The sequence below is a fragment of the Burkholderia sp. BCC1644 genome (genome assembly GCF_902833225.1).
GTDB lineage: Bacteria > Pseudomonadota > Gammaproteobacteria > Burkholderiales > Burkholderiaceae > Burkholderia.
The window spans coordinates 211,569-223,879 of the sequence record NZ_CADFEI010000014.1 but is presented as its reverse complement, the minus strand read 5'-3'; the positions used below and the strand labels follow the sequence as shown (position 1 = coordinate 223,879).

General features: G+C 68.7%; 8 protein-coding genes. 4 read left to right on the top strand and 4 right to left on the bottom strand.

Annotation, left to right across the window (positions count from 1 at the left end):
- The 3 genes from HWX87_RS26490 to HWX87_RS26480 form a co-directional block, all read left to right on the top strand.
- A partial coding sequence (locus HWX87_RS26490) for an autotransporter-associated beta strand repeat-containing protein (RefSeq protein WP_176050032.1) occupies window positions 1–4,860 on the top strand: 4,860 nt, incomplete at its 5' end.
- A 156-nt stretch (window positions 4,861–5,016) separates the two neighbouring features.
- Window positions 5,017–7,239, top strand: a complete 2,223-nt coding sequence (locus HWX87_RS26485; protein ID WP_176050031.1) for an amylo-alpha-1,6-glucosidase — start codon at window positions 5,017–5,019, stop codon at window positions 7,237–7,239.
- A gap of 96 nt (window positions 7,240–7,335) precedes the next feature.
- Window positions 7,336–7,587 carry a hypothetical protein gene (locus tag HWX87_RS26480; protein WP_006482135.1) on the top strand — a complete coding sequence of 84 codons (252 nt, stop codon included), beginning with the start codon at window positions 7,336–7,338 and terminating at the stop codon, window positions 7,585–7,587.
- A 517-nt stretch (window positions 7,588–8,104) separates the two neighbouring features.
- On the opposite strand, the gene penR is transcribed toward HWX87_RS26480, so the two are convergent.
- A complete protein-coding gene (penR, locus tag HWX87_RS26475; protein WP_176050030.1) occupies window positions 8,105–8,995 on the bottom strand; it encodes a beta-lactamase transcriptional regulator PenR in 891 nt (296 codons plus the stop codon).
- 128 nt (window positions 8,996–9,123) lie between these two features.
- On the opposite strand from penR, the gene blaPEN-bcc reads away from it, so the two are divergent.
- A complete protein-coding gene (gene blaPEN-bcc, locus HWX87_RS26470) occupies window positions 9,124–10,071 on the top strand; it encodes a PEN family class A beta-lactamase, Bcc-type (RefSeq protein ID WP_176050029.1) in 948 nt (315 codons plus the stop codon).
- A gap of 479 nt (window positions 10,072–10,550) precedes the next feature.
- Here the strand turns inward: blaPEN-bcc and HWX87_RS26465 are convergent, their stop codons facing one another.
- From HWX87_RS26465 to HWX87_RS26455, 3 genes are all read right to left on the bottom strand, one after another.
- Complete coding sequence (locus tag HWX87_RS26465) at window positions 10,551–10,751, bottom strand: hypothetical protein (RefSeq protein ID WP_176050028.1); 201 nt, start codon at window positions 10,749–10,751, stop codon at window positions 10,551–10,553.
- A gap of 571 nt (window positions 10,752–11,322) precedes the next feature.
- On the bottom strand, window positions 11,323–11,691 hold the full coding sequence (locus HWX87_RS26460; protein ID WP_176050027.1) for an antibiotic biosynthesis monooxygenase family protein: 369 nt from the start codon (window positions 11,689–11,691) through the stop codon (window positions 11,323–11,325).
- A 35-nt stretch (window positions 11,692–11,726) separates the two neighbouring features.
- Window positions 11,727–12,173 carry a MarR family winged helix-turn-helix transcriptional regulator gene (locus HWX87_RS26455; protein ID WP_176050026.1) on the bottom strand — a complete coding sequence of 149 codons (447 nt, stop codon included), beginning with the start codon at window positions 12,171–12,173 and terminating at the stop codon, window positions 11,727–11,729.
- Between the last annotated feature and the right edge of the window lie 138 nt (window positions 12,174–12,311).

Sequence of the window (12,311 nt, the reverse complement as noted above, 5' to 3'; positions counted from 1 at the left end):
GGTACCGCGACGAACCAGACGTTCGGTGGTTCGATCGGCGGCACGGGTGGGATCGTGAAGCAGGGTACCGGCACCGAAACGCTGACCGGCGCGAACACGTATACGGGTGGCACGACGGTCAATGCAGGCACGATTGCGATCGGCGCGGGCGGCAGTCTCGCGGCGACGGGCACCGTGAATCTCGCGAATGCGGGCACGGCGCTCGACATCAGTGCGGGCGGCAACCAGTCGATCGGCACGCTGAACGGCGCAGGCGGCTCGAGCATCGTGCTCGGCGGCAACACGCTGACGCTGGGCGGTACGACGAACGGGGCGTTCAGCGGCACGATCGGCGGCACGGGCGGCATCGTGAAGTCGGGCACGGGCTCCGAAACGCTGCTGGGTGCGAACACCTACACGGGCGGCACGACGATCGCGAACGGCGCGCTCGTGCTGGGCGGGGGCGGGAGTCTGGCGACGGGCGGTGCCGTGACCCTGAGCGGTGCAGGCGCGACGTTCGACATCAGCGGTTCGGGCGCGAACCAGACGATCGGCGCGCTGAGCGGCGTGGCCGGTTCGACGGTTGCGCTGGGCGGCAACGGGCTCACGTTCGGCGACGCGACGAACCAGACCTTCGGCGGCGCAATCACGGGTACGGCGGGCGTCACGAAGCAAGGCAGCGGCACCGAAACGCTGACGGGCGCGAACACCTACACGGGCGGCACGACGGTCGATGCCGGCACGCTCGCGATCGGCGCGGGCGGCAGCCTCGCGTCGACGGGCACGGTGAATCTCGCGAACACGGGCACGGCGCTCGATATCAGTGCGGGCGGCAATCAGGCGATCGGCGCGCTGAACGGCGTGGCGGGCTCGAACGTGACGCTCGGCGCGAACAACCTGACGCTCGGCAGCAGCACGAGCGGTACGTTCGGCGGCACGATCGGCGGCTCAGGCGGCATCACGAAGTCGGGCACGGGCACGGAGACGCTGACGGGCACGAACACGTACACGGGCGGCACGACGATCGCGGGCGGCACGCTGGCGCTCGGTGCAGGCGGCAGCCTCGCGGCCACGGGCGCGGTCGGCCTGACCGGTGCGGGCGCAACGTTCGACATTTCAGGTTCGGGCGCGAACCAGGCGATCGGGGCGTTGAGCGGTGTGGCCGGCACGACGGTTGCGCTGGGCGGCAATGGATTGACGTTCGGCGACGGCACGAACCAGACCTTCGGCGGTTCGATCACGGGCACGGGCGGGATCACGAAGCAAGGCAGCGGCACCGAAACGCTGACCGGCGCGAACGCCTTTACAGGCGACACGACGATCGCGGGCGGCACGCTGGCGATCGGTGCGGGCGGCAGCCTGTCGTCGAGCAACGCGGTGAACCTGACCGGCAACGGCACGACGCTCGACATCAGCGCGGCCGGCAACGAGTCGATCGGGGCGCTGAACGGCGTGGCCAGTTCGAACGTGACGCTCGGCGCCAACACGCTGTCGTTGGGCAACGCCACGAACGGCACGTTCGGCGGCACGATCGCCGGCACGGGCGGGGTCGTCAAGCAAGGAAGCGGCACGGAAACGTTGACCGGCACGAACACGTACACGGGCACGACGACGATCGCGGGCGGCACGCTGGCGATCGGCGCGGGCGGCAGCATCGCGTCGTCGGGCACCGTGAACCTCGGCGGTACGGGCACGACGCTCGACCTGAGCGGCGCGGGCGCGAACCAGACGATCGGCGCGCTGAGCGGCGTGGCCGGTTCGACGGTTGCGTTGGGCGGCAACGACCTGACCTTCGGCAGCACGGCGAGCCAGACGTTTGCAGGTGTGATCACGGGCACCGCGGGCGTGACGAAGCAGGGCAGCGGTACGGAAACGCTGACTGGCGCGAACACCTACACGGGCGGCACGACGATCGCGGGCGGTACGCTGGCGCTCGGCGCAGGCGGCAGCCTCGCGGCGACGGGCGCGGTCAACCTGAACGGCGCGGGCGCATCGCTCGACGTCAGTGCCTCGGGTGCGAACCAGACGATCGGCGCGCTGAGCGGCGTGGCCGGTTCGACCGTCGCGCTCGGCGCTACCACGCTGACGTTCGGCGACGGCACGAACCAGACGTTCGGCGGCGCGATCGGCGGCACGGGCGGCATCGTGAAGCAGGGCGGCGGCACGACGACGCTGACGGGTGCGAACACGTACGGCGGCACGACGACGATCAATGCGGGCAACCTCGTGATGGGCACGGGCGGCAGCCTCGCGGGCTCGACGACCGTCAACCTCGCGGCGTCCGGCGCAGGCTTCACGCTCGGTGCGGGCGCGCAGACCATCGGCGGTCTCGCCGGTGTCACGGGCACCACGGTTGCGCTGGGCGGCAACACGCTGACGCTCGGTGGCGCGGCGAACACGTCGTTCGGCGGCACGATCGGCGGCACGGGGGCGCTCGTGAAGAGCGGCACCGGTACGCAGACGCTGTCGGGCAACAACACCTACGGTGGCGGCACGACGGTCGCGGGCGGCACGCTCGTACTCGGCAGCAACGGCGCGCTCGGCACGGGCGCCGTGACGGTCGGCGCCGCAAGCACGCTCGACACGACGAGCGCGGTCAATCTCGCGAATGCGGTCACGTTGAATGCGAATGCAACGATCGGCGGCACGCAGGACCTGACGCTGTCGGGCGTCGTGTCGGGCGCGGGCGGCCTCGTCAAGGATGGCCAGGCCACGCTGACGTTGAACAACAGCAACACGTTCCAGGGCGGCACGGTGGTCAACGGCGGTTCGCTCGTGCTCGGCAACAGCCAGGCGCTCGGCACCGGCGGCCTCACGCTGAACGGCGGCAGCCTCGCGCTCGGCAGCACGAACGTGACGATCGACGGGCTGAGCGGTGCGGCGAACGGCTCGCTCGACACCGGCACGGGCACGCTTACGGTCGCGGGCGGCGGCACCTTCGGCGGCACGCTGACGGGCGCCGGCGCGCTGGCCAAGAGCGGCAGCGCCGCACTCGTGCTGACCGGCGCGAGCAACTACACGGGCGGCACGACGATCGCCGGCGGCACGCTGCAGATCGGCAACGGCGGCACGTCGGGCAGCATCGCCGGCAACGTCGCCGATGCGGGCGCACTGGTCTTCAACCGCTCGGACAACCTGTCGTTCGGCGGCGCGATCTCCGGCGCGGGCTCGCTGACGCAGGCCGGCAGCGGTCAACTGACGTTGACGGGCACGAACACGCTGAGCGGCCCGACCACGGTCAGCGCGGGCACGCTCGCCGTCAACGGTTCGCTCGGCCAGTCGACCGTAACCGTGCAGAACGGTGCGACGGTCACGGGCACCGGCACGATCGGCGGCCTCGTGGTGCAGGGCGGCGCGACGGCGGCCGCGTCGCAGCCGGGCGCGGCGCTGAACGTGGGCGGCAACGTCACGTTCCAGCCGGGCTCGACGTTCCAGGTCGCGGCGTCGCCGCAGCAAAGCGGCAGCCTCGCGGCGGGCGGCACGGCGACGCTGAACGGCGGCACCGTGCAGGTGATCGCGAACCAGAGCGGCTACCAGCCGAGCACGACCTACACGATCGTGACGGCGGCATCGGGCGTGCAGGGCGCGTTCAGCCAGGTGAACGCGAACTACGCGTTCCTGATGCCGACGCTCAGCTACGACCCGAATCACGTGTACCTGCGACTCGTCGAGAACGGCACGTCGCTGCCGGACGTCGCCACGACGCCGAACCAGCGTTCGGTCGCGACCGCGCTCGGCGGGCTCGGTGCCGGCAACCCGCTGTACGACGCGGTGCTGACGACCGACGCGCCCACCGCACGCCGCGCGTACGGGCTGCTCGACGGCGAACTGCAGGCCAGCATGAAGAGCATGCTGCTGCTCGACAGCCGCTATGTGCGCGACGCGGTGACCGACCGCGTCCGTCAGGGCCTCGCGCCCGGATCGGGCCCGCTCGCCGCGCTGTCGTCGGGCGGCGCCGCGCTGTGCGGCGACAACACGGCCGGCGCGGTCGACCCGACGCTGCCGCCGGAACGCCGGATCGGCTCGCGCGAGGGTTGCTACGGCGGCACGCCTTATCAACCGGTCGTCTGGGGGCAGGCGTTCGGCGGCCGCAGCCGGCTCACCGGCGACGGCAACGCGTCGACGATCAACCGCAGCATGACGGGCTTCATCGCCGGCGCCGACATGGCGCTCAACGACAAGTGGCGTGCGGGTCTGGCCGCAGGTGTCACGCACAGCTCGCTCGACAACGACCAGAGTGCGTCGGCGTCGGTGAACAGCTACTACCTGTCGCTGTACGGCGGCGCGCAGTACGGTGCGCTCGGCGTGCGCGGCGGCGCGTCGTACACGTGGTACCGGATCAACAGCGATCGCAATCCGGGCTTCGCGGGCTTCTCGGATCACGATTCGGCCGGCTACGACGCGAATTCGGCGCAGGTGTTCGGCGAAGTCGGCTACGCGCTGCCGGTCGGGCCCGTGGCGATCGAACCGTTCGCGGGCCTCGCGTATGTGAACCTGCATACCGACGGCTATACGGAAACCGGCGGTGCGGCCGCGCTGCGCGCCGGCGGCGAGACGACCCACGTCGGCTTCTCGACGCTCGGCTTGCGTGCGGCGTCGCAGCTCGGCTCGATCGCGAGCGGCACGTTCACCGCGCGCGGGACGGTCGGCTGGCGGCATGCGTTCGGCAACGTGCGGCCGTCGTCGGCGTTCACGTTCGCGAACGGCGGCACGTCGTTCCAGGTGTCGGGCGTGCCGATTGCTCGCGACAGCGCGGTGCTCGAAGCCGGTATCGACGCGAACATCACGAAGCGCCTGACGCTCGGCCTCACGTACAGCGGCCAGTACGGCAGCGGCGTGCGCGACAACGCGATCCTCGGCAACATCCTGTGGAAGTTCTGAGCTGCACCTGATGTGCCTGTGCGCGATGCCTGGCGGCGACGGTAACGTCGCCGGGCGTCGCGTCTTTTTCGTCGCTGCGCACGTGCCCCGTTCTGGCCTATCCTGTGCGAAATACGCGACGCGCGCCGCGCGTTGCGCCTCGACACAGGAGCATCGATGCCGAATCACGCCGAAGCCGCCACGACGCAGGCGCCGCAAGTCGCGCCTGCTACCCCGACCGCCGCGTCGGGCCCCGCCTTCATCGCGCCCGAAGCCGATCCGCAGGCCCTCGCGCGCAACAACCAGTACGTACTGAAATCCGGCGACGCGTTCGTGGTCAGCGACGCGCTCGGCGACATCGGCGGGCATGACGACGGCCTGTTCGTCGACGACATGCGCGTGCTGTCGAAATGGCGCCTGACGTTCGGTGGCCGCGCGCCGTCGCTGCTGTCGGGCGCGACGAGCGCCGACAACGCGTCGTTCACCGCGCACCTGACCAACCGCCCGTTGCCGCCGCTCGGCGGCCACGAGACGCCCGAGGGCGTGATCCACATCGAGCGGATGCGCGTGCTCGCGGGCGACGTGCTTTACGAAGCGCTGACGCTGACGAACTACGGCGCGAGCGAAGCCGAGGTGCCGCTGTCGCTGTCGTTCGCGGCCGATTTCAAGGACATGTTCGAGGTGCGCGGCACGCAGCGCCCGAAGCGCGGCACGGTCGTTGCGCCGCGCGTCGATGCAGGCGCGGTGCGGCTGCGTTACGACGGCCTCGACAGCGTCGAGCGCAACGTGACCGTGCATTTCTCGCCGGCGCCCGACGCGCTGTCGGTCGATCGCGCCGACTACACGCTGACGATCGCCGCGCAGGCCTGCGTGTCGATCTACCTGACCGTCGATGCGACGCTCGGCCCCGCGCGCGTCGAAGGGCCCGGATGCGGCCGCGTCGCGCTGCGCACCGCGCTCGTCGGCGTGCATCGCGAGATGCGCGCGCGGCGCGAATCGATGGCGCGCGTGAACACCGGCAATCCGCTGTTCGACGCGTGGCTCGACCGCTCGCTCGCGGATCTCGGGCTCCTCACGACGCAGCTCGATACGGGACCGTACCCATATGCGGGCATTCCGTGGTTCTCGACGCCGTTCGGCCGCGATGCGGTGATCACGTCGCTGCAGATGCTGTGGCTGCAGCCGTCGCTCGCGCGCGGCGTGCTGCGGTTTCTTGCCGAGCACCAGGCGCGCGAAACGTCCGCGTTCCGCGACGCGGAGCCCGGCAAGATCATGCACGAGTTCCGCCGCAGCGAGATGGCCGCGACGGGCGAGGTGCCGTTCGCGCTGTACTACGGCGGTGTCGACACGACGCCGCTGTTCATCGTGCTGGCCGGCGCCTATGTCGAACGCACCGGTGACGATGCGTTGATCGACGAGTTGTGGCCCGCGCTCGAACGCGCCGCGCAATGGGTGATCGACAAGTGCGACCGCAATCCGTACGGACTCCTCGATTACCAGCGCACGTCGGAGCGCGGCCTCGCGAACCAGGGCTGGAAGGACAGCCACGATTCGGTGTTCCATGCGGACGGTCGTTTCCCCGACGGGCCGATCGCGCTCGTCGAAGTACAGGCCTATGCGTGCGCGGCGCTCGATGCGATGTCGGCGTGCTCGCACCGGCGCGGCCACGCGGCCGATGCGACGCGCTACGCACTGCGCGCGAAGACGTTGCGCGAACAGGTCGACGCGCTGTTCTGGATGCCGGAAGGCGATTTCTACGGGATCGCGCTCGACGGTCATGGCGATTTGTGTCGCGTGTTCGCGTCGAACGCGGGGCACCTGCTCGCGTTCGGGCTGCCCGACGCCGAGCGCGGCGCGGCGGTGGCCGGCGTGCTCGGCTCGGCGCTGTTCCAGACGGGGTGGGGCATCCGCACGCTCGCGGCCGGCCAGCCGCGCTTCAACCCGATGGCCTATCACAATGGCTCGGTATGGCCGCACGACAATGCGCTCATTGCACGCGGGCTCGCGCGCTACGGTGACAAGACGGCCGCGGTCAACCTGCTGCGCGCGCTGTTCGAGGCGGCGGTGAGTTTCGAGATGCGCTTGCCGGAGCTGTTCTGCGGGTTCCCGCGCCGGCGCGGCGAACCGCCGACCGCGTATCCGGTGGCCTGCCTGCCGCAGGCGTGGGCGGCCGGTGCGCCGTTCATGATGCTGCAGGCGTGCCTCGGCGTGAGCATCGACGCGTCGCGCCACGAGGTGCGCGTCGAGCGCCCGGCGCTGCCGGAAGGCGTCGACTGGCTGCGGATCGACGCACTGAGCGTCGGCGACGAAACCGTGTCGCTGACGTTCCGCCGGGTCGACGGCCAAGTCGTCGCGGCCGCGGAGCAGCCGGGCCGCGTGAAGGTGGTCGCGGTGCTGTAGCGCCGTGCTGCGCGAACGTTGCGCGATGTCGCGCCACGTTCGCGCGCAGCGGCATAGAATCGTGACATGACCCTTGAACGATGGCGGAGGTAGACGATGACGACCGACAACCGGCCCGACGACGGCGAGCACAAGCTCGAGAATCTGGAAGCGGCGGTCGACCACCTGCACAAGTCGATCGAATCGCAGAGCATCGCGGTCGGCGCGGCGAAGGGCATTTTGTTCAGCCTGATCGAAACGCTCGGCGCACTGATCGGCGATCCCGACCTGCCCGAGCATGCGCGCTCGGGTTACGAAGCGCTGCGCGACAAGGCCAGCGAACTGCGCGGCGGGCTCGACCGCCATTGAGGCACGGCTCGCGCCGGCGCCGGCCGCACGGGCTGCGCCGGCGCTGCCCGATTCTGCAGAAGAAGCACAAAACCCCGTGTGCTCAATGAGTTAGGTGGCCGGTGCGCAGGATATCCACAAGCTTGCCAACACAATCTGTGGGGAACCGGCCGGCCCTCGATCACGCGCGCGGCGCGTGCCTGGAGGTTGTCCGGCGTGCGGTGCGAATGCCGTTCCGGTGCCACACCATTGACCGGTCAAGGTCCGGATATTGAATCCCCTTGTGTATCAATATGTTACGCGCCGGTTCTGATGGATATCCACAGGCTTGCCAACATATTCTGTGGACAACTCGCAATCGATTGCGTCGCATTGGTTGAGTATCGGGCCCGAATGCGACAGGCGTGCGAAGCCCGTGCACAAAGGCTGCCCGATGTGTGTGTCGGAAAGTAAATTCGTGCGCGATCAAGGGCTTAGGTGCCGGGTGCCCAGGATATCCACATCCTTGCCAACACTTTCTGTGGACAAGCGCGCCGCGTTACGCGCCCGGCGTCGTGCCGGCCGCTTCGGCCACGATCCAGTCGCGAAACAGCGTCATCGCGGGTGTCAGCGGTTTCGATTTCAGCGACGTGAGCCAGTAACCGCCTGCCCGCACGTCGATGTCGAGCGGCCGCGCGAGCAGGCCGAGCTGCAATTCGCGCGCGAACATGCAGGCCGGCGCGAGCGCGACCCCCGCACCCTGCATCGCGGCCTCGACCATCAGCCGCGACGAATCGAACACGGGCCCGTTGACTGCCCACGGCTCGAGCTGCGCGGCGTCGAACCAGCCGTGCCATTCGTCGGTGCGGTACGAGCGCAGCAGCGTTTCGTTCGCAAGATCGGCCGGCTGCGCGAGGCGCCGCGCGATTTCCGGCGCGCACAGCGCGGTGAGCGGTGCGTCGAGCAGGCGCTCGTTGCGCGTCGCCGGCCAGTTGCCTTCGCCGAAGCGGATCGCGAAGTCGAGACCCTCGGCGGCGAGATCGACGACGTTGTTGTTGGTGCGCAGCCGCAGCTCGACGAACGGGTGCGTATCGCCGAACTGCTTCAGCCGCGGCATTAGCCAGCCTAGGGCAAAGGTGCCGACGACACCGAGCGTCAGCACCTCGCGGAAGCGCCCGCCGTCGAACTGCTTGAGCACCGTCTCGATGCGGCTGAACGCGTCGCTCAGCACGGGCAGCAGCGCACGGCCCTCGTCGGTGAGCCCGAGGCCACGCGGCAGCCGTGTAAACAGCGTACAGCCGAGCCGCTCCTCGAGCGAGCGCACCTGCTGGCTGACCGCGGCCTGGGTCACGCTCAGCTCAAGGCCGGCGCGTGTGAAGTTCAGGTGGCGCGCCGACGATTCGAACGCGCGCAACGCATTGAGCGGAAGATGAGGGCGGAGCTTGGTCATAAGAATTTCTTTTGTCAGCGCTCAATTATCGTTGCTTGTCAGGCAACCGTAAAGTCTCGATAGTGCTGTCTCGGCGGCCGGCCGTTTTCAACCTCGATTCGCCTCCATTCCACCACGAGACAACCGACATGACCTACTCATCGAAACGTCGAACCCTGTTGCTGGCCGCCGCGACGGCGCCGCTCGTTCTCACCGTCACCGCGTGCGCGTCGCGGCAGGCTGCTGCACCGGGCGCGGCCAGTCCGGCAGCGGCGGACGCGGCTGCAGCCGTGGCCTCGGCTACCGCCGCAGCCGCCGAGGCGACGTTTGTCGAGATCGAGCGCGACGCGGGCGGCCGTCTCGGCGTGTGCGCGATCGACACCGCGAGCGGCCGGATCATCGAGCATCGCTCGGGCGAGCGCTTTCCGTTCTGCAGTACGTTCAAGGCGATGCTGAGCGCGGCGGTGCTTGCGCAGAGCGTCGATCGCCCGGGCTTGCTGCAACAGCGCGTGACGTACACGAAGGCCGACCTCGTCAACTATTCGCCGGTGTCGGAGAAGCATGTCGGCACGGGCATGACGGTCGCCGCGCTGTGCGAGGCCGCGATCCAGTACAGCGACAACTCGGCCGCGAACCTGCTGATGAAGCTGATCGGCGGCCCGTCCGCCGTGACCGCGTTCGCGCGCTCGATCGGCGACGACACGTTCCGGCTCGATCGATGGGAGACCGAACTGAATACCGCGCTACCGGGCGACCCGCGCGACACGACGACGCCTGCCGCGATGGCCGCGAGCATGCGCGTGCTCACGCTCGGCGAGGCGCTGCCGGCCGCGCAGCGTGCGCAGCTCGTTACCTGGCTGCGCGGCAACAAGGTTGGCGACAAGCGGATCCGCGCAGGCGTGCCGGCCGGGTGGCAGGTGGGCGACAAGACGGGCACCGGCGACTACGGGACGACGAACGATGCCGGCGTGATCTGGCCGGCGTCGGGCGCACCGATCGTGCTGGTCGTCTACTACACGCAGGCGCAAGCCGATGCGCGGGCGAAGGACGATGTGATCGCGTCGGTCGCCCGCATCGTCGCGCAGGCGCTCGGCTGAGCCGGGCGGTGCGGCGTGCGCGGCGCGATCCGCCCGCACGCCGTGCCGCAGTCGTGACCCGCATGACCAAACGTTGTGCGATCAACGACTTAGGTCACGCATGCTCAGGATATCCACATGCTTGCCAACAAAAATTGTGGACAAGCCTGCGTGCTGCCGCGTTCGTCGTGGCGCGAGCCGCCGTGCCGCGTTTGAAGCGGCGCGGACAAAGTCTTTCGGATCAAGCGCTTGGCTGCGGTATGCGCAGGCTATCCACATGCTTGCCAACAAAAACTGTGGACAAGCGGGCGGGCCGGCGCGGCGGGCGACTCGTCACGCCACGGGAGGGCACGCAAGCGGCGATTGACCGGTCGCGTGCCGCATTCGAAGCGGCGCGGACAAAGTCTTTCGGATCAAGCGCTTGGTCGCGGTATGCGCAGGCTATCCACATGCTTGCCAACAAAATCTGTGGACAAGCCCGCGGGCCGTCGCCGCGATGTTCAGCGCTGCCGATCGTCGACCGTGGGCCAGCGCGCAAACGCGAACACCCACAGCATGATGAAGTTCAGGACCGGGACGAACATCGTCAGGATCCACCAGCCCGAATGCCCGGTGCGCCGGACGATGCGAACGTACGGATAGACGACGATGGCGACGAGCACGAGCGAGACGAGCAACTGCCACGCGGTGAAGTGTTCCATGGTCTTCCTCGGAGTGATGTGTCGTGGTGCGGCGCCGGCGCAGCGGCCGGCCCGCCAGGCCGGCGCGCGACGCCGACGATGCGCGGCCGCGTGCGGCTCGCATGATCTTGATGCGTGACGTGCGGGGGCGTCAAGGCGCGGGCAGAGGGTGTCGTAGCGCCGGGTCGTCTGCTTCCGCACCCGCTTGCGCCGCGCGTTGCCGAAACGGTGGCACCACGCATGAATGGCAGGCCGATCAACGGGTTAGCGCATGCTTGCGCAGGATATCCACAAGCTTGCCAACACAATCTGTGGGTAAGTGGCGCGGCAGCCGGCCGGCACGCATCGGGCGGTCGCGGCGTGCATCGCCGTGGCGTCGTGATGCGAACTGGGGCGTAGCGACATGCGCGGCGGCCACTGCCCGGACCTCGTCTGCATCACGCGTGCCAAAGTCCATCGGATCAAGGGTTTAGCGACGCGGTGCGCAGGATATCCACAAGCTTGCCAACATTTTCTGTGGAGAAGTCCGCGTTCGCGATGGGTCGGTGCGGCACGGGTGGATGCCACGCGCTGCCACGTTTCGCACGCGCACTTAAGCGGTGCAGATACCGGCGACGCCGACTTTCTGGAACAGGTGCGGGCTGGCGACCGCGGACGACGGATAGGCCGACAGCTTGGCGACGAATTCCGGATGCGTGAAGGCCGCGCGAAACGTTTCGGTCGATTCCCAGATCGCGTAGTTCAGGTAAGTCGGACTGTCGCCGAGCGCGCGATGAAGCTGGGTCGAGATGAATCCCGGCTGCCGCTTCATGAATTCCGCGTCGTCCTTCCATACGGCGAGAAAGTCGGCTTCGTCCGCAGGTTCCAGCGTGAACAGGTTGACGAGAACGACCGGCTCCGCGTCGATCGCAATTTGTTGCTGGATCGGAAAGGCCGGATCCATCGGCTTGAAGTGAGGCATGGGAACTCCTGGTGAGGTAGCGGGCTGGCGGGGGGTTACGCGTGGCCGTCCTGGCCATGTGCGCTGGACATCGCCGACAGAACGCGAATGGCGGCATCGAGGTCGGCCGAACTGAATTCGCCGGCAATGTCGCGGACATGCTGTTGCCACTGCTCGACCACGGCCTGATAGGCCGCTTCGCCGCGCGGCGTCAGCGCATAAAGGGGCGAGCGCTTGTGTGCCGGGTTGGGCAAGGACAGGACCAGCCCTTCTTCGGTCAGCACGTTGATCTGTTTCAGCACCGCCTGCCGCGTGATGCCCATCGCATCGGCAATCTGCGGGATGTTCGGCGCGTCCGGCGCCATCGAGATCGCGCCCAGCACCTGCCAGCGCGCACTGGTCAGGCCATGTGGCCCGGAAAAGGTGTTGCCCCATTCGATCAGCAGCCCGTTCAACCGGAATACGGACAGCGCGACGGCGGTCAACTTCGCGGATTTCGTCATGTTCCACTCGCATCATGAATTGACAACTACTTTACGTAATGGACAACTGGTTGTCAAGTTGGCGGATGAACGTCACCGCGCGATGATGGGTCGGTACACTTGGGGCGCGATCCGGCACCGAAAGCATCGGTTGCGACG